Genomic DNA, 25,174 nt, shown 5'->3' with positions numbered 1-25,174 from the left:
CACATGAACACAACTCTGACTACATTAAAAGAACAATGGCAGGCTTTTCGTGAACAACATCCGAAAACAAGGATCCGTGATGCTGCCAGCCAGTTACAAGTCAGTGAAGGCGAGCTGGTAGCTGCCTGCACCGGTGGTACTGTAAGACACCTGAAGAATGAATTCCCTGCACTGATACAGGCTATGCCTGCGCTGGGAAAAGTAATGGTGCTGACACGCAATGAAAACTGTGTGATAGAACGCAAAGGTATTTTTGAGATAGTAGATACAGGGAATAAACACGTGGGCACTGTGTTAGGAAAAGACATTGATCTACGTATGTTCTTCTCCCGCTGGAAATATGGTTTTGCTATAGAAACGGACGATATTATTGGCTTCAAAAAGTCACTTCAGATATTTGATGCGCAGGGTGTTGCTATCATGAAGATCTATGCTGTAGAACAAACCAACCTAACCGCCTGGGATGCATTAGTAGCAAACTTCACTGCTGCGGAACAACCGACTGTTATTACGATAGCACCTCCGCCGCCTGCTCCCGTATATAACGATAAAGATGCAGATAAGAACGCCTTCCTGCAGGGCTGGGCGGCATTACAGGATACGCATGATTTCTTCCCTTTGCTGATGAAACATAAACTTTCCAGGGTCCGTGCGTTGGAATTAGCAGAAGGTAAGTTTGCACGCCGCGTGAATAATGATTGTGTGAAAACGCTATTGGAAAGTGCTGCTGCCACCGGACTGGAGATCATGGTGTTTGTCGGTAATCCGGGCAATATTGAAATTCATACAGGTCCTGTACAGAAGATCGTTGCCATTCCGAACTGGATCAATGTCATGGATGAAGATTTTAATCTGCACCTTAGAACAGATGTTATCACACAATGCTGGGTTGTTGAGAAACCTTCCGTTGATGGTATTGTAACATCACTGGAAGTATTTGATGCAACAGGAGAAATGATTGCACAGTTCTTCGGTAAACGTAAACCAGGTAACCCTGAACTGGAAGAATGGCGTATGCTGGCAGCGGAGCTGTAGTATGCAGTCATACATTTAACAAAACGTCGATAGGCTCCGTCAGGAGCCTTTTTGTTTGTAGCGCGGGGTGTAACCCCGGAGATAGGGTGATAATCCTGGAACGTAATATACGCCGTGATGCATCCATCCCGTTCCGATATTTTCCCTAATAGACAAATCGTTTTCCTCATTCGAGCATCCTTCCTTCATACTACTTCCTATTTTTGAATTGCGTAAAGAGTGATTGATTGATATATAATGCTGCGAACATCCATTGTTTGTCAGCTCCCAAGTTTTTTACTATCCTAAGAAAACGGCTCAGTGAAAGCAGCCGCTGCCGGCGCAGGTATGCGGCGCTTACTGAGACATACCCAAACATTTTTAATGAGACACAATACTCCGCCAGGAGCTCCGTGTTTGTAACTAAAACATTATGTGCGATATCAGAACATTGTGCAAGAAGGATCAAGCCCACATCAGCCATTGTGCGAATTGCCAGACAGTATACATCTGGCATAATAACCTGGTCCTTAATTTCACACCACAGGATTTCCAGCTATTCTATGAAACATTGGAACACCAGGACTTTCATGATTGCTCTATGACATTTCCCGACGGAGAAGAGCGGGTAGTGGTGCATTCTCCCTGCCGGGATATCAGTTTCACCTTCACTCAGCAGGAATGGCGAAACATGAAAGAGGCTATGAGTGAAGCCATATTACTCCAACAGGTATATGAACTGCTCAGGTAGATTTTCCCTTTCGCGTAAATCATTTTCCTGAATAGATAAACTTATTTGTCCGCTACATGCTTTCTTTGCATGTATTATTACTCCGCCAATATTATACAATAACTACAAACTCCGATGTAGTTCGTGTAATACCGTATACATATTTTATTTAAACACTGGTAATGCATCCGCATGGGCCGCTGTATTGTCTTGATTCAATACTGCGGCAGGGGACCTATTGCTCTAACAATTCAAAACAAAAGATGACTATGAAATTAAGCAGACTTTTTCTCGTACTTGCTATTGGAACAGGATTATTCAGTGCATGTAGCAAAGACGAGGATGCCACCGTGGTGAGACCACCCTCAGATGGTGCTCAACTGACGTTGGATGGAGGCGGTGGTGCTGGTTCCCCTAATACCGTTTACGTGGACTTCAGTGCAGATTCGACAGCGACAAGAGCACGTGCCAGTTGGTCACTCGGCTTTTATAGCGGATCATCATATCGTGTTATACTGAATAGCTTTACATCCATAAGTGCTGTTGCCTTGAACAAAACAGATATCAGCACTGTCAATATTGGTGATACCGCAGGTGTGAGTATGGCTATTGGTCAGGGGGCAGGTACGCTGAGCATGATCGATGATGTATTTGGTGATCTGACGAAGACGGCGATCGCTGAGGTAGCTGCTACTGCATCCGCTAATCATGTTTACCTGGTGAAACCAGAGAGTGCTTCTGCCGCAGATCCTGCTACCTGGTACAAGATCCTGGTTACCCGCAATGGCGATGGTTATACTTTACAGTATGCAAAGCTGAAAGAAACAACTATCAAGACTGCCAATATCAGCAAGGATAACAATTATAACTTTACCTTCTTCTCATTGGACAATGGCGCCACTGTAAACGTGGAGCCTAAGAAAACGCAATGGGATATTGCCTGGTCTTATGCTGCTTACTATACTGCTACTATTCCTTATTTCTTCTCTGACTTTGTAGTGATCAATCAGTATGCAGGTGTGACCGCTGCGAAAGTAGACAGCAATACTGTAAGCTATAACAATTTCACAACAGCCAATATCGCAGCGCAGACCTTTGTATCTACCCGCGATGCTATCGGCGGTAGTTGGAGAGCCACTACCGGTAATGGTATCTATAAGAACTTCTACTACATCGTAAAGGATGCCAACGGCAACTACTATAAACTGAAATTTGTCAGCATGGGCCTGAATGATGGAGGTACAAGAGGATACCCTGTTATTGAATACAAACTGGTGAAGTCGGCAAGCTAAAAAGAATCGATCATTCGTACTATCATTTTAACCCATGTATACCGGAAAGGAACTGTGCATTACTATCATACTATCATGTGTTGGCGCTCAATGGGCTACAGCGCAGACTGATACTGCAACTAAGGCGAAATCCCTGCGTGGCGTGGAGGTGAAAGCGGTACGCCTGGAAACTCTTACCAGCAAAGCCGCCATGCCGGTAACGGTCATCAGCAGGAAAACACTGGACATGATGGGCAGCCGCAGGCTGGATGAAGTAATGCGGGAACAGACCGGTGTGAACATCGTGAATGATATTGCAGCCGGCTCCCGTGCTATTGGGATGCAGATGCAGGGTTTCAGTTCCGATTACATCCTGATCCTGATAGACGGACAGCCCATGATCGGAAGAAATGCGGGGAACTTTGACTTGTCACGTATCACTGTTTCAGACATTGAACGAATAGAGATCGTAAAGGGGGCCTCTTCCAGTTTATTTGGAAGTGAAGCCCTGGGAGGTGTGGTGAATATTATCACCCGCCAGAAGATCACATCACCGCAGGCACAGGCTATTGTGCGCTATGGTTCACAAAATACGCAGGATGCCACATTGGAAGGTGAGCTGCCTTTTGCAAAAGAGAAGGCCTCCCTTTCATTGTCCGGCAACTACTATCATACTGATGGCTATAATGTAAACAGCTATCTGCGCAGAGGAGCAACTGCGCCGCCTTATGACAGCTATAGTCTGCAATCACGTCTGCGCTATCGCGTTGGTAATAGTCAGCAGTTGTTCCTCTCCGGCAGATGGGCTTTGCGTAAATCACTGAATGAATCAGTGTATGGCACTGGTCAGACACAAAACAGCACAAAAGATGTACTGAGCGAAAGTGATGTCAATGCATCCGCTGTATTGCAATCTGCTTTCAGCAGTAAGTTCCGGCTAAACAGTCAGTACTATCTTACCCGCTACAGTTCCAGCCAGGATGTAAGTACCGGTAAACAGGTAGCGCTGAAGGACAATGAATTCACACAATACTTTCACCGCTTTGAGGAGCAGGTATTGTATACGCCTGTGGATAAGTTATCCTTTACCGGCGGAGCAGGCATTAACCTGGAACGTATGGATGATACGGAGTTTCACGGCGGTAATGACATGCATAGTGAGTATGCTTACTTACAGGTGGACTGGACGGTATTTAGCAAGCTGACTACACGCGCCGGAGCACGTTATGACCATCATAATTACTATGGCGGCAGATTAAATCCCAGTGTAGGCATCAGCTACAGTATTACTGATAAGATCATATTAAAAGCGGCTGTAGGTACTGGTTATAAAACGCCTGACTTTAAGAAGCGGTACCAGGTCTTTACGAATCCACAGGCGGGTTATACCGTGCTGGGGGTAGAGGAAGTGGCCACTACTTTAGCGGAAATGCAGGCGGCAGGATTGATCAGTGAAGTAAGGCCCGTGGCAAAGAATATCAGTGCTGGATTAAAACCGGAAACATCCGTGTCTTATAATGCCGGCATCAGTGTGCAGCCGCATGCTGCCATAAAACTGAATGTGAATGTTTTCTACAATAACCTGCACAACTTTATTAATACAGTGCAGGTAGCAACAAGAACCAATTATCAACCTGTTTATTCCTATATCAATCTTGACAGGTCGTATACCGCCGGTATAGAAGCAGGAGTATCTGTAAGCCCTTTAACAGGCCTTGAGATCTCCGCAGGATACCAGCTGCTGTATGCCAAAGACCGGGGTGTGATGGATTCCATCCGTGCAGGAGGTTATCCTTACAATAAAGTGAGGAACAGTAATACCGGTGAAACCACTACATCAAAGGTAAGTGACTATATCGGGCTGGAGAACCGATCCAGGCATATGGCTAATGCGCGGATATTCTATGAATATGCGCCCTGGGGCATCAACGCTACTTTCCGTGTTACCTACAGGAGTAAGGCCGGGTATGATGACGCGAACAACAACCGTTTCCTGGACAGGTATGATACGTTCATCGCAGGCTACGCGATGTTGTATGCCTCTCTCGAAAAGAAATTTTGCAACAATCATTTATCCGTGCAGTTAACAGCGGATAACCTGATGAATTATACTGATATGCTGATGCCAGGACAACCGGGACGGATACTGATGGTAGGGCTGAAATGGCGAATGTTTAAATAAATACAATCATGCGATATACGATCCATATTTGTCTGTTAACAACACTAATGTTAACCATTGCATCCTGTAAGAAGGATGAGAATAATGACACAAAGACGAACTATGAAGACGGCGTCAGCACAGTGATCTATGATCTGGCTGGCGATACGGAAGCCTCTGTTGCCGATGGGGTAGAGGGAAAGGAGCGCCGTCCGTTCAAGCCTTTTTATTTCAAACTGAGAGGGAAACTACAATCGTGGGACAGCACTGCGGCTAACAGGAAAAGTGCCAGTTGGGACATTGCCTTTACGGATGTGTACAATGCACTGGTATATGTGAACGACGGGAGTAATCCCAATGGGCCTGGATATGGCGGTCCGGGGAAAGGACTGATCATAGCGGTGGATTCTCCTTATTCAAAGGTAACCACAGCTCCCGCCGTAGAGGATATGAAAGCGTATAACCTGAAGTTCGCAGGATGGGATGGTTATCCGCAGGTGTATAATACGGGTTGGTACTTTTATTCGCTGACCACTCACCTGGCTATACCCATCAAAAACAGAACCTTCGTGCTCATGACGGCAGAAGGTAAATACGCCAAACTGGAACTGATCAATGTATACCAGGGAAATCCGCCGGCGGTGACAGACCTGTACTGGCCGGCGCCTTACTTCACCTTCCGCTATTATGTGCAGGAAGATGGAAGCCGTAACCTAAGAACGCCCTGAACGTAATTAACTGATTAAGCACATTAACATCTATGCAAAAGACACACCTTTTATGCATGGCCCTGGCCATGTTTGCCATCGCCTGCTCTAAAAGCGATACTGATACACCGGTTGTCAATCCGCCGGAAGATACCACTAAGGTGGATGTGAAGACAGGCGTATACACCCTGACGGATCTCGCTGCTGATACTGCCGCTACTTCCGGCGCTGCGGCGAAAGCATTCTACTATAGCCTGGAAGACCAGCGAACCATTCCTGCCTCACAAGTGCAGACGGCCAACTGGGACATTGCCTTCACCGGTACCTACAACAGTACTATTCTCGTTAACAATGGTAAGGCGAAGTATTCTCCTGGTTACGGCGGACCAGGGGTAGGAGGGATCTACCTGGTGAAGGATGCTGCCATTGATGCGGAATATTATATGGGGCCGCAGAAAGCATTTAAGACGATTCCTGCCCGCCGCCTGTTTGACAGTGCATTTGCACATGTAAAAACAGTGCCTGTCAGCGATGATCAGTTGCTGACCAATGATGGTATCGGACTGGATTATTTTGGTCCCAGTACAGATGGATGGGCCTTTTATGACTTTTATGGTTTACAGTTCCCGGATGCCAATCCGGATAGTGTAGCGCATATCTGTTATAGTATGCCGCGTACGCTGATCATCAAAACAGCGAAGGGGCATTATGCCAAGATGGTGATCTACAGTATTTACAAGGGAGCACCGGAACTGCCTACTCGCTCTGGTAAGCCCGGCTTTGTGACTTTCAAATACGCTATTCAGAAAGACGGCAGCAAACAGCTGGACCTGAAATAATCATGCTCAATATATACCCGCAATGAAGATCAAATACCTGCTACTGCTGGCGTTGCCGGCAATGATGCTGGCCGCCGCCTGTAAAAAAACGGATACTATTGAAGTACCGGCCCAGGCCTCCAACAGGATACTTTCCTACAAGATCACCAATGTGCCGGACGAACCTGTTTACGGGGCCGTAAATGACGAGAAAGGGACTATCACAGTCATTCTTCCATATTATTACTACCTGACCACTATACAGCCTGAAATTGCCGTTTCTGAAGGTGCTACGGTCAGCCCTGCCAGTGGCGTACTGATAGACAACATTACGAAGAAGCTGACAGAAGGCGCCAACATTGAATATGTGGTGACAGGAAAAGATGGACGTAAGGCAACGTATAGGCTACTGCTTACTACTCAGCAGCCGGAGATTACGCTGGATGAGCTGTCGCCCGATGCTGCCAATCCAACCGTGTTATACCACAGTAAACCGGCTACATCTGAGTTTAACTTCTATGACATCACCGGTAAGAATTTTATTCCGCAGCAGGAGTTGCTGGGCATCTTCTCTACCATCAGTTATCTGAATGAACAGGGTGGTATTGTATACACAGTGGTAAATGGCGACAACTACACAACAAGGATAGGAGCTACCGTACCATCCGCCGCGCAGGTGCCGGAAGGATTGTACCGGATCAGGGTCACATCGTATACCCGTTCTGCCACTATGAAGAACCCGGTAAAGATACAATCACGCTAAGTGCTCCTTTAATAGCTAAAACAACACGCGTACATGAAACTTTTCAGTATATCTACCTCACAACTGACAGTCGCCGCTTTAGGGCTATGGCTGACTATAGGCGCCTGTAGTAAGGAAACGGTGCAGGCGCCTTATCCTTATAACGAACTAAAAACCTTCCAGGTGGTGGCTGGTGTGGGAGATACTATCCCTGCAGCCATCAGCAATGGCAGTATTATACTGTATTGGCCTTTTGATCATCCGCTGCCCGAATCTATTGCGCCATTGATCGCTGTTTCTGAGCATGCAGTCGTATCGCCGGCATCGGGAACAAAGGTGTCTCTGAAAGATAGTGTGTCTTATGTGGTGACAGCAGAAACAGGCGCTAAAGCCACTTATAAACTGCGTGTAGTGGTGAATCAGCCAGACCTATTGATCAATGACAGAACAGATGTAGTAGGCAGGCTGGAAGCTACTACAGACATCGGCGGTATTACCTATGTGATACCTGATAGTGCTTTCACGGCAGTGTACCTGGTATCGGCAACAGGTACAGCGACCCGGTGTGTGATCAATAGTTTTACGGAACTGGGCGCCAATGAGTATTCTGTGAACATCGCCACACCTGCGGTGGATACTGGTAGTTATAAGCTGAAGATCGTCTCAGGCGCACAAACTGTTACCAGTGAAAGGGACTATGTGCAGATCATTTATCCTTTTCCAACTGTGAATAGCCTGACAGCAGCCTTCACGCTTAAAAGAGGCGGAACATTTACACTCAATGGCGCTAATATGAGAGGCATGGTGGCTGGAAGGGCCAGGCTGACTGGTGGCCAGACGTATTACAACCTGGAGCTGGTGGCGTTTGATCTGACCAGTGTCACCTATCGTATACCTGCTGATTTCCCGCCAGGGAACTATAATCTTTTACATGCGGCGTTCCGGAATTATCTGGGAGCGACGGTATACCTGCGTGCAGGAACAATTAACCCGGTTCTGATCATTACAGAATAAAAGAGTATTGTTTACGGCGGCTGCCGTCCCGGAAATAAAAAGAGCCGGACACTGGAACTGTCCGGCCCGCGAGAGATCCGGGAACAAGTATCTTATCCTTAACATTTTAAATCACTAAAAATGAAAATCTTAGACACTGCCCCCCAATCGGCAGTCAAAACTACAAAAAATATTTCTCGTTCGATGTTGGCAATGGCCTTCGTATCAGTAGCCATCTTCTCTTCCTGCCAGAAGGAAGGCCAACAAACAGTGCCTTCATTGCCAGGTGCTAACAATACTATTGCTGCTACTAATCCAGGTGCCGGCCAGACAGTTGCTTTCAACTGCGACAGTACCTATGGTACTGTAACGCTGGATGCCAGTGGCGTGTATAATGTGGCCAACTTCTTTCAGGGTGTGCAGGGTACAACCGGCAATCCTCCGCATGTTGCTCATGCTACTTATTACTACAGCCTTGCTGACAATGATGGCGGCTGCGATGGTTATGACCTCGTCTTTAATGGCACTGCCAATGCTGACGTTAGTGTACCATCCGGCTATACTTTACAATATACCGCTGCAACTTCGTTTGCCAATGTGACCGCCAGCACGGTAGGTACTACTGTATCCGTATTCGGTTACAACCGTATCCTGATGGCGCCTCCTACCGGCAATACCACTATCAATACTGCACATCCGGGATGGTATAACTATGATGTGGTAAATCACATTGTATATCCTATTGCTGAATGGGGAGTGGAAGTAACACTGATCGTAACCACTGATGCAGGTGTGAAATACAAGGTACAGTTACAGGACCTGTATTCGAATGGTACGCCAAACAGTACTGTGCAGGCCAACAACTATCCTTTCTTCAAATTCCGTTACAAGAGACTTAACTAGTTTTTACACAGGGTAGCCGCCTGACAAAAAGAAAGGGTGCATCATGGAAATGACGCACCCTTTTTTCATTATTTACATGCATATAGTAGTGCTTACACAGCTACTGATTTTACTGTTTTGATGATCCTTGCAGCCACTTTATATGGATCTGCTGCGGAATTCGGACGTCTGTCCTCCAGGTAACCTTTCCAACCTTTTTCTACAGTAGCTACAGGTATACGGATAGATGCACCACGGTCAGAAACGCCGTAGCTGAAGTCATGGATGGACGCAGTCTCGTGCAGACCAGTCAGACGCAGATGGTTGTCAGCACCATATACATCGATGTGTTCTCTTACAACAGGTCTGAATGCCTCACAAACTTTATCGTAAACAACTTTGTTGCCTGCAGTTCTCAGCAATGTGTTGGAGAAGTTAGCGTGCATACCGGAACCGTTCCAGTCCAGTGTACCTAATGGTTTACAATGCCAGTTGATGGAAACACCATATTTCTCACCAATTCTTTCCAGTAAATAGCGGGCGATCCAGATCTGGTCACCAGCTTCTTTTGCACCTTTAGCGAAGATCTGGAATTCCCACTGGCCGGCAGCTACTTCCGCGTTGATACCTTCTACGTTCAGTCCTGCTGCCAGGCATACGTCCAGGTGTTCTTCAACGATGTCACGTCCGAAGGCATTGTTAGCACCTACAGAGCAGTAATACTGGCCCTGCGGATTAGGATATCCACCATCAGGAAAACCCAGCGGCTTGTTGTTGTCAGGACTCCATAAGAAATACTCCTGTTCGAAGCCGAACCAGAAATCGTTATCGTCGTCTTCAATAGTAGCACGGCCATTGGAAGCGTGTGGTTTACCGGAAGCTTCCAGTACTTCACACATTACCAGGTAAGCATCTTTTCTCTGCGGATCTTTAACCATGAAAACAGGCTTTAACAGGCAGTCAGATGAACCGCCCGGAGCCTGCCGGGTAGAGGATCCATCAAAGCTCCACATAGGGAGATCTTCCAGTTTACCGCTGAAATTTCTTTCGATTTTGGTTTTACTTCTAAGGCTTTGGGTGGGCTGATAACCATCCAGCCAGATGTACTCTAATTTAACCATTGGTTTAGTTGATATTTAAAGATTTATGTTCACTATTACAATTGATGGGAGATTGTAGACAATCTTCTCTTGTATCTTTATTATCCCGTTTCCCTAATGTGGTGTATAAAAGCTGGCAAATATTCAGAATGCAAAGAAAGTTATAAATGTTGTGTTTGTCAATCCCCGGCTCAAGAATTAGATATCCCCAAAAGTGGGGATATTAAAATGCTGATAAACAGTGTTTTGTGGATATGTAAGATAGCATAAATGCCTTTGTTTTTATGATATTATTATTTATTACATGTTTGTAATTTGAGCATCCCGCCCACAAATAGGTGCCCTATTCCTCAAAATATTTGAAATATATCAGGATGTAAAATCCCGGGGTGCAAACAAACGACCGCCAGGGCGGGCCGTATTTCCGCGGATGATGGCATTAAGTACTACTAATGGTCTTGTATTACAGTAAACATGTTTTTGGGTTGATTATCAGCGATTAATTTTTATTTAAAATATGGTAGATCCTGTATGGCAAGGGAGTCTGCCTTTTTTCGTAATTTCATGGGATTGTACTATTCTACAGTCAACTTAAAACCTTCCAGGTGAAAAAGAACAATTCCCTAGTCCAGCTTTTGCTTTTGTCCATGTTGTGGTTTGCCTGTAAAAAAGATAAACAGACCGACACCCCCACCCCGCCTGCTGAAGGTACCCGGGAGCAACTGACAACAGATTCCCTGTATCTTTATGCTAAGCAGATTTACCTCTGGTATGATGCAATACCGGCGGTAGACGTGTTTAAACCCCGGCAATATGCCACTGGCGGCAATGTGCTGTCCAATTACCAAAGAGAACTTTACGCTATTACACAATTCAAGACTAACCCTCTTACCGGCGAAGCGTATGAGTATTCAGGCATTCCCGGTCATCCAAAATATTCGTTCATATCAGAAGAAAGCCTTAGTGGTGGCAGGCAGGGATCTATTGACCTCAGTGATAAAGGAGAGGATCTGGGCCTGGGGCTTTCCGCCTCGGGGACTGAAGTCCGTATCCGCATCGTATATCCGGCCTCTCCGGCAGCAACTGCCGGTCTGACCAGGGGCATGAAAGTGAATGCTATAAACGGCACACCGGTTAGCTCATCATCCGGCGCTTTTATAGAAAACGCGCTGAATGGCTCGAATGTGACATTGACGGTGGAAAAGACTGCAGGGGTACCCGAAGTGGTGGGCCTGACGAAGAAAAAATATACCTCCTCAGCGGTACTTAAAACAACAATATTGAATGCAGGTGCACAGAAGGTCGGATACATCGCCTATGGCCGTTTCTCTTTATATAATGTGACCAAAGCAGCGATAGATCAGGCGTTTTTCCAGTTTGTAACGGCAGGGGTTACGTCCCTGATAGTCGACCTGCGTTATAACGGAGGTGGTTATACCGAATCGGCTGAATATCTGGTAAACCAGATCGCACCCAGTTCGCTGGATGGTAAAGTGATGTATGTCGAATACTTTAATGACCTGATGCAGAAAGGGCAGGTACCTATTCTGAAAGAGCAGCTGTTCCTCAACAGTGCGGGGCAACCTGTGATGTGGAATGGCCACTGGGCTACCTATGCCGACCTGGATTACACAGTTGCCAAGAACACATATAAGTTCACCAGTGATGGTGCGCTTAACTCAGTGAAACAGGTGGTATTTATCGTAGGCGGCAATACGGCATCTGCGAGTGAACTGGTTATTAACAGCCTGAAGCCTTATATGCCAGTAAAGCTGGTAGGAGCTACTACTTATGGAAAACCTGTAGGTTTCTTTGGTATTAAGATCGATAAATACACCGTTTACATGTCCAATTTCTATATGCAGAATGCGAATGGAGATGGCAATTATTTCCATGGAATGAATGTAGATATACCTGCGGAAGACGATGTAAGACATGATTTTGGCGATGAGGGAGAAACCAGTGTCATGTCGGCACTGAATTATATAGAAGGCCATCCTGCCGGAAGGGTAGGACCGGTCATTCCGGTAGTGCATATGGGACCGGTGTCTTTTAACGGGATGATCGAAACAAGGTTGAAACTGCGCTAATATTTCCCTATTTCGTAATGTTTTTTCCCGATTTGATCAGGCGTATAGGGCTGCTGCTGCTACCTTTGTATTGCTTCCTGATTGAAAGTGCTGTTTGTTAAGCCCAAATCCGACTTTCAGTCGTAAACAATAAAGTTCTCTTTAAAAGTTTATAAGTCCTAAAGGTCCCGTCATCACAAATGACGGGACCCAAGGCACGATTCCCCTCCGTAACATTTTGCAAGTTTATTGAAGTAAATTAATTTTAGCCGTTAAATCTAAAAACTGGATGATCAAAAAGGTGCTACGTAACAGGAAATGTATACTTGTGGCAGATGACGACGCAGACGACAGGGAGCTTATTAAGGTGGCATTTGAAGAAAGTGGTACCGACGCAGAATTGCTTTTTGTAGAGAATGGAGAGGAATTGATGTTTTATCTGAGCAGACATGGAAAATATGCCGACGAAGAAAAATACCCTTTTCCCAGTATCATATTGCTGGACCTGAATATGCCCCGTAAAGACGGGAGAGAGGCTTTACGGGAGATAAAAGAAGATGTTCACCTGAAATGGTTACCCATTATTATCCTGACCACATCCACAGAGGCAAAGGATATCTCGAAATGTTATGAGCTTGGTGTGAATAGTTATACCATTAAACCGGCAAATTTCTCAGAGCTGGTTACATTTACCCGCATGCTGCATGCCTACTGGTTTACCATTGTACAACTACCGTAGAAATCTTTCCACACGGCCCAGACATTTATTCACCGTACTTTTAATTAGTTACTCTTGATAACTTATAACTGCATTGTACGATGATCGAATTGTTAAAGGAAAGAACGGCTACACAGCAGCAGGAGCTGGAAGGTGTACTGATCCCCATGATAAAGGAGGTAAATACACCTGAAAAATATGTCAGCTTGCTGGCACTGTTATACGGATACTATTATCCACTGGAACAGCATATTGCCGGACATACAGACATTTCTTTTCCCGGAAGGTTTGAACGGAGAAGGAAAGCGCCCCTCTTGCTGGACGATATTGCTGCCATTAGCGGGGAACCTGCGGCTGAGTTTCCTCTCTGTACTGACCTGCCTGAGATCGTAGACAATGCACAGGCAATGGGTGCTATGTATGTATTGGAAAACTTCACCATGAGCGGACCATTAATCAGCCAGATGCTGCTACATAACCTGCACACGCCTGAGCTGCCTAAGGCGATGACCTTCTTCCAGGGATATGGAAGTGATACGGTGTCTTACTGGGACACATTTGTACATTATGTTCAGGGATATCACGGTACCGAAGAGCAGCAGGAAAGAGTGCTGGGTGCTGCGGCAGCTACCTTGCTGAAATTCAAGGCATGGCTCTCAGGGGCGCAGGAGCTACAATAACCACTTCCACCATCTTCCACTGTTTTAAGTAAAATCTCCATATAAACCCCTACATGTTGGACAGGACTTATACCCTTTTACACATCTACCGGAAACGCATCTGAACGTCGACAGCAACCCTCCTCCGGCACTTCATCCGGTATAAACGGCAAGGCAGTCTGCAAATTTGCAACTGCACAAATTGGTATGAAAATGGTTGATTGTTAATCATCGGATGAAGAAAGCGAATTACATAATAGCAATAGGAGCCTCTGCTGGTGGTTTGGAAGCCATCCATGAATTCTTTGACAATATGCCGGAGTACGGCAATCTGTCTTTTGTTATCATTCAACACTTGTCGCCCGACTATAAGAGCTTGCTGGTGGAGCTTGTGTCCAAGCATACCAATATGAAGGTCAGGGAAGTAGAGGAAGACATGTCGGTAGAGAATGATTGCATATACGTTATTCCCAATAACAAGGAGATCATCATCGAGCAGGGGCGTCTCCGGCTGTTGCAGAAACCGGCCGAAAAAGCGCCTAATACTGCTATTGATACATTCCTGTTCTCTCTTGCGAAAGATAAGGGCAGTGCTGCCATTTGTATTATCCTTTCGGGCACCGGTACCGACGGTACCAAAGGGGCTACTGCCATCAAAAGAGCGGGTGGTATGGTCATGGCACAGGACCCGGACACGGCCAAATTTGACGGTATGCCGCGGAGTGTGATCAGTGCTGAAAGTGTGGATTATATACTGGCCCCGGAATTTATGCCCTCAGAAATATACAATTATGTCCAGGACATGCCTGCGGAGATCTTTAATGGCAAGATAGAAGAACACCTGCTTACAGAAATTTTCCAGTTAGTAAAACAGCATAGCGGACAGGATTTCAATAATTATAAGTCCCCTACCATTACGCGGCGCATCGCAAAACGGATGGCCCAGTTCAGTATAAAGAAAGTGGACGAATACCTGCAAATGCTGCGGCAAAACGGGGAAGAAAATAAAGCGCTGGCCAGGGAATTCCTGATCGGCGTTACCTGTTTTTTCCGTGATAAAACAGCCTTCAGGTACCTGCAGGAACACATACTCACTAAGCTGGTAGAGGAGAAGGAAGAAGGATCCGTGCTGAAGATATGGGTTACTGCCTGTAGCACTGGTGAAGAAGCATATACGCTGGCAATGCTGCTGGATCAGTGCCTGCATGAAAAGAACAAATGGCTGGACGTAAAGATCTTTGCTACAGATTTAGACAGTAATGCTATTGAGCATGCCGCCAGGGGCATCTATCCCGCTACGATTGCGAAAGATGTCGAGCCGGCACTGCTGAAGAAATATTTTATAAAAGAAGAGAAGAAATACCGGATCGCTCCACGCCTGCGGAAGCAGATCGTATTTGCCCGCCATAATATCTTAAAAGATCCTCCCTTTATAAAGAATGATCTCGTTACCTGCCGCAACATGCTTATTTATATGGAGAATGTGTTGCAACGGCAGGTGCTGTCTTCTCTCCATTTCGCACTGAATACAGGAGGATACCTGTTCCTGGGCCCCAGTGAGTCTGCCTCGATGATACGCGGAGGACTGGAAGAAGTACACCGGAAATGGAAGATCTACCGGAAGACGGACGGTACACGCAGCACGCTGCCTGATAATCTTTACAGCCCACTGGAGTACATCCGTCAGACACGCGGCATGCGTAGTAACGGGAATGGTCATCTGGCAATGGCGGAAAAGAAAATGAATAGCCTGATGGACGAATTCCGGGAGGTGATGACGGAAGAATTTGGTTTTGCTGCCGTATACATTGATAAAGCATATGAGATACAGGAGGCGATAGGGAACTATAAAAAATATCTCTCCCTGCCTGAAAAAAAGCTGCACCTGAACCTCCTGAAAATGGTGCCGGGCGAGCTATCCATGGTATTGAACATTACACTGAGACAAGCCTGGGCAGCCGGAAAAAAGGCAGCGGTGAAAGGTGTGAAAGTGAATACGCCGGAAGGCCTGCGATTGGTAAACCTGCTGATCAAACCTGATAGCGGCAATGGTAGTGGACCGTTTACACTGATCGTGTTCAATGAAGATGAAAGTAGTGCGCATGCCTCCGGAGAAACTTCAGGTACAGATCACCAGCCGGCAGATGTGAATGACCATGTAATGGCGTTAGAGGCAGAACTGAATGAGACCCGCACGAACCTGCAGATGGCCATTGAAGGACTCGAAACTTCTAATGAGGAATTACTGTCCAGCAACCAGGAACTGCTTTCCGCCAATGAGGAGCTGCAATCCAGTAACGAAGAACTGCAGTCGCTGAATGAAGAACTGCACACATTGAACACGGAACATCAGCTGAAGATAAAGGAGCTGCTGGAACTGAATGACGACATGGATAACTATTTCCGCAGTACGGATATCGGGCAGGTATTTGTAGATACTACGCTGCGGATCCGGAAATTCAATCCGGCTGCTGTAAAAATGATCAACCTGATACCTTCTGATATAGGGCGACCCATCCATCATATTTCTACCAATATCCTGGAAGACAGTCTGGTCGAGGACATTCATACTGTGATCAAACAGAGGAAGATCGTAGAGAAAGAAACGGTGCTGAGCAATGGACACATGTACCTCATGAAGATCCTGCCTTATATCCGCCAGGATAAACAGACCGATGGCGTGGTGATCACCTTTGTGGATGTTACTGCTGTCAAAGAAGCGGAAACCCAATTGCGCCAGAACTATGAGGAACTGGTACAGGCCAGGGAGAGCCTGCGCAATCTGAACGCCGACCTGGAATATAAAGTACTGGAAAGAACACGTGAGCTGACCGTCAGTGAAGAGCGTTTCCGCCTGGTATCCAAGGCCACTAATGATACGGTGTGGGACTGGAATATGATCAGCAACAATGTATGGTGGAGTGATAACTTCTATACTATATACGGTTACGCTAAAGATGGTACGAATAGCCGTGCCTTCTGGTTGGACAATATCCATCCTGAAGACCGGATGCGTGTGAAGAACAGTATCACCAGGGCCGTGAACAGTAAACAAAGCCAGTGGTCAGAAGGGTATAGGTTACGCTGTACCGATGGCAGCTATGCACATGTACTGGATCGTGGTTACCTGATGATGGATGAAAATGGAAAGCCTTACCGTATGCTGGGGTCTATGATGGATGTAACCAGCCTGCGACATGCAGAGGAGCTGGCCGCTGTGAACAGGGAAGAGAAACTTTTTCTGGCAGAATCAATGCCACTTATACTTTGGACGGCGGATCCGCAGGGCGTGGTAGATTTTGTGAACGAACAGTTTATCATCTATACAGGTAAGTCCTTGCGGCAGCTACAGGAGGAAGGGTGGAAAAGTGTGATCCACCCCGACGATATAGCTGTATGGAAGGAAAAATGGCAGCAGGCGGTGACAAATAAGGCAGATTTCTCCATGGAACTGCGTATCAAACACCAGGAGGGAACATATGACTGGTTCCTGCACAGAACACGGGTGCGGAAAGATATAGATGGCGGGGCCAGTGTACTGGTGGGTACCAGCACCGACATCAACGAACAGAAGATGGCCGCCGAGATTATGGAACGGCGTATACAGGAACGCACCCTTGCTCTTCAAAGAGCTAACCAGGAACTGGAAAGCAGCAATGCTGAGTTACAGCAATATGCATTTGTGGCCTCGCACGACCTGAAAGAACCCCTCCGTAAGATCCACATGTTCGGGAATATGCTGAAGGAACGTTACCAGGATAGTATGGAAGAAAAGGCGGCGGATTACCTGAACCGTATTATCAATTCCTCTTCCCGTATGACAAACCTGATCAATGACCTGCTGCGGTTCTCCCGCCTGTCGCAGGTAAATTTCTTTGAACAGGTGGATCTGAATGCGATCATAAAAGAGATACTCTCTGATCTTGAAATACTTATACAGGAAAAGAACGCAATCGTCACTGTCAGCCCTATGCCGGTGATAGAAGCCGTACCGGGACAGTTAAGACAGGTGTTCCAGAACCTGTTGAGCAATGCGTTTAAATTCTCCGGCAAGAACGTGCAACCCGTTATCCATATTACCGCCAACCGCATTAAAGAAAAGAGGTTTGAAAGTGAGTCCGATCCGGAAGGGCCGTTTGTATGTATCTCTATTACCGACAACGGGATAGGTTTTGATGAAAAGTACCTCGATAAAATATTTGTGCTCTTTCAGCGTTTGCATACGAAAGATCAATATGAAGGTACCGGTATCGGCCTGGCAGTGACCCGTAAGATCATTGATAAACATAATGGCCTGATCACAGCGCACAGCCGTGAGAAAGAAGGGGCAACGTTTACGATTATCCTTCCTGTAAGGCAGGAGCAGCCAGCCGGTTAGGGTTATTTATCATTAAAAAGTATATATATAAGGGAATAGTCCTTACTTTTGAGCGCTATTTCAAATTAATACCTAGCCATGACAAAAAGAGTATTATCCGTTTTATGCGGCATTGTTGCTTTCTCATCTGCTTTCGCACAAAACAAAAATCTGATCGGTGTAGCACCTTTTAAAAGTGCTGGTAGAACTGAATATGTAACTGCTATACAGGACGCTGTATATGATGCTACCCTGAAACTGAGAGGGTTTTCTTTGATAGATAAAAATAAGCTGGAGCAGATTAAGGCAGGAGTAGGACAAACTAATCCCGATGGTGGAGCGATTGCACAGGCAAAATCTTTAGGTGCACAATATATTGTTACCGGTAACATATTGAAAGCCAGTGTGGAAACAAAGCCATCCAATCTTCCTTTAGGGATCACCAATACCAATGTATCTGAAGTGTTATTTGACCTGGCCGTTGTGGATGTGAACACCGGAGAGGAAGTGGCCACCAGCAGATTTACCGGCGCTGGCAGGGGCAAGTCTGCTTTTGAAGATGCATTGAAAGGACTGGAACCTGAAATTGACAAATTCGTTCGTGACAACCTGAAATCTGCTGTTTCCATTGCCCAGATCGAGGAAAAAAGCAGCAATGGGGATGCCATCAGGGTGTTGATCGTTGCAGGTAGTTTAGCCGGTCTGAAAGAACAGGACGAATTCAGGGTATACGAATTGACCGATCTGACCGTAGACGGCAAAAAAATGCACAGAAAGAAGACCTTAGGTAAGATTGCTGTGGCAAAGGTAGAAGATGAGAACTTCTCTGTATGCCTGGTGAAAGAAGGTGGTGCAGATATCGCGAAGAAAGTAGAAGGGGGTGCAAAGATCAAATGTGAGATCATTACTGAATAAAGTAGTCACCGTTTTTAAAGATAAATGTAAGGGCTGCACGATCAACAGATCGGCAGCCCTTTTTAAATCACCCTGTTCTATATAATCCTATAATCCTATTCCAGATCTTCGTTCTTTACTGCTTGTTTGGCAACCCTGTTCCTTTCTATCCACAAATACAGGGGAGGTATCAATAAAGGGGCGAAGAGCAGTGTACTGGTCAATCCGCCTATGATAACTGTTGCTAAAGGACGTTGCACGTCGGAGCCGATGCCGGAGGATGTAGCTGCCGGTATCAGGCCTGCTATGGCAACGATGAGGATGGATAACAAGGCACTCAGTTGCTCCCTCGATCCTGTTAAGACACTTTGCAGCAAGGTCTGGTCCGGCTTCGTCCTTATACGGTTGAAGGCTGATACCAGCAGTACCCCTGCCATTACCGAGATTCCGAAGATGCTCACAAAACCTACACCTGCTGATACGTTGAAGTGATACCCGCGGATGAACAGTGCTACAATACCTCCTGCCAGTGCAAAGAAGATACAGCTCACGGTCACGAACGTCTGCGGCATGTTGCGGAACAGGATGAACAGCACCAGGAACACCATGATAATGGTGAGCGGAATGGTAACTGACAACTGTTTACCCGCACGCTGTAAGTTCTCATATTGTCCGCCGTAAATGATGTTGTAGCCTTTCGGAACGTGTAACTGCCTGTTGATCTTTTGATTGATCTCACTCACAAAACCTCCCTGATCACGTCCGCGGATGTTGGTGCGGACAGTCACCATACGTTTGCTGTTATACCGGTAGATATTCGTCTGACCCTGTACATAAGAGATATCAGCCAGCTCGTTCATCGGGATGAGCGCACCGGTGGCGGAAGGCACCTGCAGGTTCTTTACAGACTCAATAGTGTTACGTTCTCCCGGCAGGTAGCGAATGACCAGGTCATAACGTTTAGTGCCGTCATACAGGGTAGAAATGGCTTTACCGCCTATTGCTGCTTCAATCATGCTCTGAATATCGGCTACATTGATCCCAAAGCGGGCGGCATTGCCGCGATTGATATTGATGGCAATCTGCTCTGAAGGACCTTCCTGCTCGATATTAACAGACTCTGATCCTTTTGTTTGTTTTACCAGATTGGCGATAGTGTCTGCCTTGGCGCGCATCATTGTAAGGTCGTCGCCTACGATGGAGATAGCCAGATCGGCAGCACTACCGGTCACGATCTCCATTACCTGGTCAATAATAGGCTGACCGGAAGAGAACTTCACTGCCGGCATAGCCTTTTCCAGGTCTTGCCGTATGCTGGTCACCAGTGCCTTTTTAGAGATGGTATCGCTCCACAGTTTATAGTCTTTTAAGCCCACCAGTATCTCATTACGGTTGGATGGGAATGGGTCAGTACCATCGTCATTGCGACCTGCCTGCGTGATCACAAATGAGATCTGTGGGTATTTGGCAATCACCCGTCTGATCTCCGGAGAATACTTCGCATTCTCCTGGATGGTAATACCTGCCGGGAAGTTTCCGCGGAGGAAGATGGACCCTTCGTCCAGTTCCGGCAGGAACTCAGAACCCAGACTGCCACCGAGCAGTACCAGCAGCATCACAACAACAAATCCGCCTATAACAGTTGCTTTAGGCCATTTCATGACACGGGCCAGCACTTGGGAATATTTTTTGGAAAGGAAGTCAAGCACCACGTTCCTGTGCTCCTTCATCGGTTTATCCGTATTGCCGAATGCTTTCTTAAAGGCAAAAGAGATCAGCACAGGAATGAGTGTAAGCGCTGCCAGCATGGAACCAATCACGGCGAATGCCAGGGTCAGTGCCATCGGAGAGAACAGCTTTCCTTCCACACGCGTCATGAGCAGGATAGGCATATACGCCAGGATAATGATGGTCACGGAGAAGAAGATCTCGCGGCCTACTTCCTGTGAGGAACGCAGGGTGAGTGCAATAATGCCTTTCTTTTTCTCTTCCGGTGATGCCGTTCGGTAAGTACGTATAAGATGTTCCGCCATCACACAGGCGCCATCTACAATGATACCGAAGTCGATGGCGCCGAGCGATAACAGGTTGGCTGGTATGCCGGTAAGCCGCATCAGTATAAATGCAAACAGCAGCGAGAACGGAATAGTGAGCGCTACTACCAGTGCACTCCGCAAACTGCCCAGGAAGAAGATCAGGATGATCACCACGATAGAGACACCTTCCAGTAAGGTATGACCTACTGTTTCCAGCGAGTGATCTATCAGGAAGCTGCGGTCATAGAGGGTATGCAGGTGTACGCCTTTAGGCAGTTCATTCTGCTCCAGGTCCTGGATACGGTCTTTCAGCAGTTTTAACACTTCACTGGGGTTCTCATATCTGCGGAGCAGCACAATGCCTTCCACGCCATTGCTGACATTTGTTTTAGTGGCGTTGATGGTATAACCCATTACACCGCTGGGTGGAGGAGGCGCTATTTCCACCGTGGCTACATCCCCCAGGTAAACAGGCATACCATTGGCTGCTTTCAGCACGATATTACGGATGTCCTGTTCTGTTTTCACTGCTCCCAATCCGCGTACGGCAAAGCCCTGTTCACCGCGGTTAATGATATTACCGCCCGTGTTCTGGTTGTTCTTCTGTACGGCATCAATAACATCCTGTAAAGTCAGATCAAACTTGCGGAGTTTATCTGGCGCTGTAAGTATATGAAACTGTTTGAGCGGGCCTCCGAAGGTCGTGATATCTGCAATGCCTGGTACCTGTAACAGCGCGGGTTTAATGACCCAGTCCTGCAGGTCGCGGATCTCTGTGGGCGTATAGGTAGAGGGTGCTTCCACCACATAACGGAGGATCTCTCCTACGGCGGTGGTAAGTGGCGCCAGTTCCGGAGATACGCCATCAGGGAGTTCTGCGCCAGCCAGTCGTTCATTGACCTGCTGCCGCGCGAAATAGTCGTCCGTACCATCGGTAAAGGTGAGCTGTACTACGCTCAGACCAAAGATGGTGCGGCTTCTGCGGTCCAGTACATTGGGTGTATTCTGCAGTGCTCTTTCTATCGGAATAGTAACCTGCTGTTCTACCTCTTCTGCTGCACGGCCGGGATACTGCGCTACAATGATCACATTGGTATCGGCAATATCGGGGTATGCTTCTATTTTCAGCTGGGTGAAGCACCAGTAACCAATGCCCATCAGGCCAAGTGCCATCAGGATGATCACCCATCTGTTTTTAAGAGAGAATATTAAAAGATTACGAATCATTACTAGTGAATTTCAATCAAGTCCTGAAATGTTATACCTCAAACCTTTCTACCTTGCTGGTGATGATAAAGCCACTGCTTACCCTCTGGCGCAAAGCAGCGAGTGCCTTCATCACTTTTTCATCTTCATCGATGAAGATGATCAGCATCGGTGGTTCATCAAAACTGAAAAGACTATCGGGCCGTTTCAGCTGATGATGTTCTCCAAATCCCTGCACACCGCGGAAGGCAGTAGCGCCGGCAATGTGCTGTTTTAGTAAGAACTGCATGATAAATTCGTACAGCGGCTGTGAGCCGAATACTTCGTCTTTATCGATGAATATCTGTGCCTGTAACATGGGGCAATATTGTTGGTGTTATGATTGGTTGTTGTGGTTAATATCCGAAGCTCAGTCCTTTCAGCTGCATCACACCTTTCACGACTACATTCTCTCCGTTCTTCAAACCGCTGTACACGGCAATACGGTCGCCGATCTGCTGACCGGTGCGTATCTCTCTTCTCGTGAAAGTATTGGGTGCTGTTCTGACAAATACATAGTTCTGTCCGTCGGCAGTGACCAGTGCATCTCTGCTGATGTTGATGCCGTTACTGTCGCCATGTACCTGAAAAGTGATGGTAGCAAACATGCCTGCACGGATGTCATTATCAGGTGTAGCCAGTCGTATACGCAGTTTGATCATACGTGTCACATCGTCTATCACATCAGCAATATCTTCTACTTTACCATTGTAGGTATTGTCGGGGAATGAAGAGAGAATGATGGTACAGGGAGAGCCTTTTTTTACATTGTTCAGTTGATTTTCGGGAATATCACAGATGATATAGGCTGTGCCGGGAGTGGAGGCGCGCAGGGCTTCGGGATTGAAACCTGCCGCTTTCAGTCCTGATTCATGTTCTATCAGCTGTGTTTTCTCATTGGCCAGATTGGTCTGTTCGATGGACAGTTCGGACCTTGCCTCCAGGATATCTTTTCCGCTGGCGGCGCCATGATCGAAGAGATCCTGCGTACGGTCCAGTTCCACTTTCTTCTGTTTGATGTTCACATCCTGGATATGATTGATATTGACCTGGTGCTGGATGAGTTGTGAATAATCGCTCGTCAGCTGGGGATCATCGAAGAGTACGATGTTTTGTCCGCCTACATCCGAACGCAGTACGGTGGCTGCTACCTTGCCAGGAGCATGCAGTGTGCCGCTAAGGGTAGAATCACCTACAGGCTCCACTGCAAAGAAACTGGAGGATGCTGTATCAGGGAAGGAGATCTGTTGTCCGTTGCCGGTAATAACGGGAGATGGATCTCCGGCAGCAACAGGTTCCTGTGTTTTATGCCTGCATCCTGCAAGGAGGAGGGAGGCGGCTAAGAAATATCCGGTAATGCGTTGCATAATTACAATTGGTTTATAAGGCCGGTAGCGAATAATAGTTGTATATAGCTCTGATAATATGCCTGCAGGGAATCGTAGTACAGCAGGCGGGTATCATACCAGTTACGTTGTGCATCGAGGAAGTCGATGATGGTCGTACCTCCGCGCAGGTATGCATACTTGATGTTGTCGAGGATCTGTTGTGACTGATGCAGGATACCGCTGTATTTCTCCATGTTCGTTTTCTGGAGCTGATAGGTATTGTAGGCTGTCACTACTTCTGTTTGCAACTGTCTTTGTGTGGCAGATAATTCCTGTTGCGCCTGTTGCTGAAGTATATGCGCCTTTTTGATCTCGCCCTGGTTCCTGTTAAAGAAAGGCAGGTCTATCGTACCATAGAAGCCGATATAAGGCACCGAGTTCTGTGGGTTGTAGATAAACCCTAATTCCGGTTGTGGTACAGCTAATGACTGCTGATATTTCACATTGCTGTTACGTTCGTCGATCGTGCTTTTAGCGAGTATTACATCAGAACGGTTCTCCATGGTTTGTGTGATCAGGCTGTCCAGCGTTTGTGATGGCGTGATGATAAGGATCTCGCCTGCAGTATCAATGTCCATGGGAGTAGTGTTGCCCGTGAGCAGTGCCAGGGTTTGCAGTTCATTCTGATAATCCTGGTTAAATGTGCTCAGTTGCAGGTTGTATTGGTCCAGCAACACTTTGGTGCGCATCAGATCTGTCTGTGTGATAACCTGGTTCTTGTAGCGCAGTTCGTTGATCTGCACCAGTGTGTCCAGGTTCTTTCTGCTCTCGCCGAGCAGGGCCAGTCTTTTCTTTAGCACCCAGCAATTGATCCAGCTGTTACCTACATTGAGGGAGAGGTTACGTACATCTTCCTGGTAGGTATTGTTGGCCAATGTAACATCCCTGTTGGCTGTCTCGATCTTGTATTTGCGCTGGTTAGGCCATTGGATCGGCTTTGTAACCTGGTACCATACCTGCCGGTTCTGATTGGAAGACCACCTGGTACCTGGCGCAAAATGATTTGAACTGACCAGTTGCATGGTCTGATTATTCAGCGTGAGATTGGGTCGCAGTTTAGACGTGATCACATCTGCCTGTGCGGCGCCAATGTTCATGTACCTGGCTTTCAGCACAGGACTGTTAATTCTGGCGGTATCCAGGGCCGCCTGTAATGAGTAGCTGGTTTGGGCGGTAGCAAGGTTCCCGATACAGGATATTGCCATTATTGCTACAGCCAGGACGATCGCTCGTTTCATGAGATACTGTTTGTCCACTTAGGAATTAGAACAAAGGTCAAGAATGGCATTGGGTCATGAAACTGTACGGATTGATTTTAACCCGTTTTTAATCAAAATATTAAAACCTTTAACCTGGCTTAAAAAGAGATAAATGGGGCTGTAATAAAGCG

General features: G+C 46.8%; 19 protein-coding genes. 14 read left to right on the top strand and 5 right to left on the bottom strand.

The annotated features are described in order from the left end of the window. Window positions 1-3 precede the first annotated feature (3 nt). The 9 genes from CLV42_RS09820 (at window position 4) to CLV42_RS09780 (ending at window position 9,339) form a co-directional block, all read left to right on the top strand. The gene (locus CLV42_RS09820) at window positions 4-1,035 is read left to right on the top strand and encodes a hemin-degrading factor (RefSeq protein ID WP_106601729.1); all 1,032 of its coding nucleotides are present in this window, start codon (window positions 4-6) and stop codon (window positions 1,033-1,035) included. 412 nt (window positions 1,036-1,447) lie between these two features. After that, on the top strand, window positions 1,448-1,765 hold the full coding sequence (locus CLV42_RS09815; protein ID WP_211303421.1) for a DUF6686 family protein: 318 nt from the start codon (window positions 1,448-1,450) through the stop codon (window positions 1,763-1,765). Window positions 1,766-2,013: 248 nt separating this feature from the next. Continuing rightward, window positions 2,014-3,036, top strand: coding sequence for an HmuY family protein (locus CLV42_RS09810; RefSeq protein ID WP_170117451.1), 1,023 nt, complete (start codon window positions 2,014-2,016; stop codon window positions 3,034-3,036). Window positions 3,037-3,070: 34 nt separating this feature from the next. Next, a complete protein-coding gene (locus CLV42_RS09805) occupies window positions 3,071-5,197 on the top strand; it encodes a TonB-dependent receptor plug domain-containing protein (RefSeq protein WP_106601727.1) in 2,127 nt (708 codons plus the stop codon). A gap of 47 nt (window positions 5,198-5,244) precedes the next feature. Further along, on the top strand, window positions 5,245-5,904 hold the full coding sequence (locus tag CLV42_RS09800) for an HmuY family protein (protein WP_106601726.1): 660 nt from the start codon (window positions 5,245-5,247) through the stop codon (window positions 5,902-5,904). 32 nt (window positions 5,905-5,936) lie between these two features. Next, the gene (locus tag CLV42_RS09795; protein ID WP_146154358.1) at window positions 5,937-6,722 is read left to right on the top strand and encodes an HmuY family protein; all 786 of its coding nucleotides are present in this window, start codon (window positions 5,937-5,939) and stop codon (window positions 6,720-6,722) included. Between the two features lie 22 nt (window positions 6,723-6,744). After that, window positions 6,745-7,464 carry a hypothetical protein gene (locus CLV42_RS09790; RefSeq protein ID WP_106601724.1) on the top strand — a complete coding sequence of 240 codons (720 nt, stop codon included), beginning with the start codon at window positions 6,745-6,747 and terminating at the stop codon, window positions 7,462-7,464. 33 nt (window positions 7,465-7,497) lie between these two features. Beyond that, on the top strand, window positions 7,498-8,457 hold the full coding sequence (locus CLV42_RS09785) for an efflux RND transporter periplasmic adaptor subunit (protein ID WP_106601723.1): 960 nt from the start codon (window positions 7,498-7,500) through the stop codon (window positions 8,455-8,457). Window positions 8,458-8,577: 120 nt separating this feature from the next. Continuing rightward, the gene (locus tag CLV42_RS09780) at window positions 8,578-9,339 is read left to right on the top strand and encodes a hypothetical protein (protein ID WP_146154357.1); all 762 of its coding nucleotides are present in this window, start codon (window positions 8,578-8,580) and stop codon (window positions 9,337-9,339) included. A gap of 92 nt (window positions 9,340-9,431) precedes the next feature. Here the strand turns inward: CLV42_RS09780 and CLV42_RS09775 are convergent, their stop codons facing one another. After that, the gene (locus CLV42_RS09775) at window positions 9,432-10,439 is read right to left on the bottom strand and encodes a glutamine synthetase beta-grasp domain-containing protein (protein ID WP_106601721.1); all 1,008 of its coding nucleotides are present in this window, start codon (window positions 10,437-10,439) and stop codon (window positions 9,432-9,434) included. Between the two features lie 584 nt (window positions 10,440-11,023). Here CLV42_RS09775 and CLV42_RS09770 point away from each other — a divergent pair. The 5 genes from CLV42_RS09770 to CLV42_RS09750 all read left to right on the top strand — a co-directional run bounded on the left by CLV42_RS09770 (window position 11,024) and on the right by CLV42_RS09750 (window position 19,136). After that, the gene (locus CLV42_RS09770; protein ID WP_146154356.1) at window positions 11,024-12,508 is read left to right on the top strand and encodes a S41 family peptidase; all 1,485 of its coding nucleotides are present in this window, start codon (window positions 11,024-11,026) and stop codon (window positions 12,506-12,508) included. A 268-nt stretch (window positions 12,509-12,776) separates the two neighbouring features. Continuing rightward, entirely contained in the window at window positions 12,777-13,226 is a 450-nt protein-coding gene (locus CLV42_RS09765; protein WP_106601719.1) for a response regulator, read from the top strand. Window positions 13,227-13,306: 80 nt separating this feature from the next. Continuing rightward, a complete protein-coding gene (locus tag CLV42_RS09760) occupies window positions 13,307-13,885 on the top strand; it encodes a biliverdin-producing heme oxygenase (protein WP_106601718.1) in 579 nt (192 codons plus the stop codon). Between the two features lie 214 nt (window positions 13,886-14,099). Further along, complete coding sequence (locus CLV42_RS09755; RefSeq protein WP_106601717.1) at window positions 14,100-18,242, top strand: CheR family methyltransferase; 4,143 nt, start codon at window positions 14,100-14,102, stop codon at window positions 18,240-18,242. 78 nt (window positions 18,243-18,320) lie between these two features. After that, complete coding sequence (locus CLV42_RS09750; RefSeq protein WP_106601716.1) at window positions 18,321-19,136, top strand: hypothetical protein; 816 nt, start codon at window positions 18,321-18,323, stop codon at window positions 19,134-19,136. Between the two features lie 95 nt (window positions 19,137-19,231). On the opposite strand, the gene CLV42_RS09745 is transcribed toward CLV42_RS09750, so the two are convergent. From CLV42_RS09745 to CLV42_RS09730, 4 genes are read right to left on the bottom strand one after another with little or no spacing between them, the layout of a single operon-like run. Beyond that, complete coding sequence (locus CLV42_RS09745; RefSeq protein ID WP_106601715.1) at window positions 19,232-22,378, bottom strand: efflux RND transporter permease subunit; 3,147 nt, start codon at window positions 22,376-22,378, stop codon at window positions 19,232-19,234. 31 nt (window positions 22,379-22,409) lie between these two features. After that, window positions 22,410-22,715, bottom strand: a complete 306-nt coding sequence (locus CLV42_RS09740) for a DUF190 domain-containing protein (protein WP_106601714.1) — start codon at window positions 22,713-22,715, stop codon at window positions 22,410-22,412. A 37-nt stretch (window positions 22,716-22,752) separates the two neighbouring features. After that, window positions 22,753-23,763: an efflux RND transporter periplasmic adaptor subunit gene (locus tag CLV42_RS09735; RefSeq protein WP_106601713.1), complete on the bottom strand. Its 1,011-nt coding sequence runs from the start codon at window positions 23,761-23,763 to the stop codon at window positions 22,753-22,755. A 2-nt stretch (window positions 23,764-23,765) separates the two neighbouring features. Continuing rightward, window positions 23,766-25,022: a TolC family protein gene (locus CLV42_RS09730; protein WP_106601712.1), complete on the bottom strand. Its 1,257-nt coding sequence runs from the start codon at window positions 25,020-25,022 to the stop codon at window positions 23,766-23,768. Window positions 25,023-25,174: the final 152 nt, after the last annotated feature.

It is taken from the genome of Chitinophaga ginsengisoli (genome assembly GCF_003014595.1).
GTDB classification, from domain to species: domain Bacteria; phylum Bacteroidota; class Bacteroidia; order Chitinophagales; family Chitinophagaceae; genus Chitinophaga; species Chitinophaga ginsengisoli.
This window is presented reverse-complemented; position numbering and strand designations above follow the sequence as displayed.

Bases quoted from the DNA above. Each gene is read 5' to 3' on its own strand.
- CLV42_RS09820 (WP_106601729.1), top strand. From the start codon at position 4: ATGAACACAACTCTGACTACATTAAAAGAACAATGGCAGGCTTTTCGT.
- CLV42_RS09785 (WP_106601723.1), top strand. From the start codon at position 7,498: ATGAAACTTTTCAGTATATCTACCTCACAACTGACAGTCGCCGCTTTA.
- CLV42_RS09760 (WP_106601718.1), top strand. From the start codon at position 13,307: ATGATCGAATTGTTAAAGGAAAGAACGGCTACACAGCAGCAGGAGCTG.
- CLV42_RS09815 (WP_211303421.1), top strand. From the start codon at position 1,448: ATGTGCGATATCAGAACATTGTGCAAGAAGGATCAAGCCCACATCAGC.
- CLV42_RS09765 (WP_106601719.1), top strand. From the start codon at position 12,777: ATGATCAAAAAGGTGCTACGTAACAGGAAATGTATACTTGTGGCAGAT.
- CLV42_RS09730 (WP_106601712.1), bottom strand. From the start codon at position 25,022: ATGAAACGAGCGATCGTCCTGGCTGTAGCAATAATGGCAATATCCTGT.
- CLV42_RS09735 (WP_106601713.1), bottom strand. From the start codon at position 23,763: ATGCAACGCATTACCGGATATTTCTTAGCCGCCTCCCTCCTCCTTGCA.
- CLV42_RS09740 (WP_106601714.1), bottom strand. From the start codon at position 22,715: ATGTTACAGGCACAGATATTCATCGATAAAGACGAAGTATTCGGCTCA.
- CLV42_RS09805 (WP_106601727.1), top strand. From the start codon at position 3,071: ATGTATACCGGAAAGGAACTGTGCATTACTATCATACTATCATGTGTT.
- CLV42_RS09745 (WP_106601715.1), bottom strand. From the start codon at position 22,378: ATGATTCGTAATCTTTTAATATTCTCTCTTAAAAACAGATGGGTGATC.
- CLV42_RS09790 (WP_106601724.1), top strand. From the start codon at position 6,745: ATGAAGATCAAATACCTGCTACTGCTGGCGTTGCCGGCAATGATGCTG.
- CLV42_RS09780 (WP_146154357.1), top strand. From the start codon at position 8,578: ATGAAAATCTTAGACACTGCCCCCCAATCGGCAGTCAAAACTACAAAA.
- CLV42_RS09800 (WP_106601726.1), top strand. From the start codon at position 5,245: ATGTTAACCATTGCATCCTGTAAGAAGGATGAGAATAATGACACAAAG.
- CLV42_RS09750 (WP_106601716.1), top strand. From the start codon at position 18,321: ATGACAAAAAGAGTATTATCCGTTTTATGCGGCATTGTTGCTTTCTCA.
- CLV42_RS09810 (WP_170117451.1), top strand. From the start codon at position 2,014: ATGAAATTAAGCAGACTTTTTCTCGTACTTGCTATTGGAACAGGATTA.
- CLV42_RS09795 (WP_146154358.1), top strand. From the start codon at position 5,937: ATGCAAAAGACACACCTTTTATGCATGGCCCTGGCCATGTTTGCCATC.
- CLV42_RS09775 (WP_106601721.1), bottom strand. From the start codon at position 10,439: ATGGTTAAATTAGAGTACATCTGGCTGGATGGTTATCAGCCCACCCAA.
- CLV42_RS09755 (WP_106601717.1), top strand. From the start codon at position 14,100: ATGAAGAAAGCGAATTACATAATAGCAATAGGAGCCTCTGCTGGTGGT.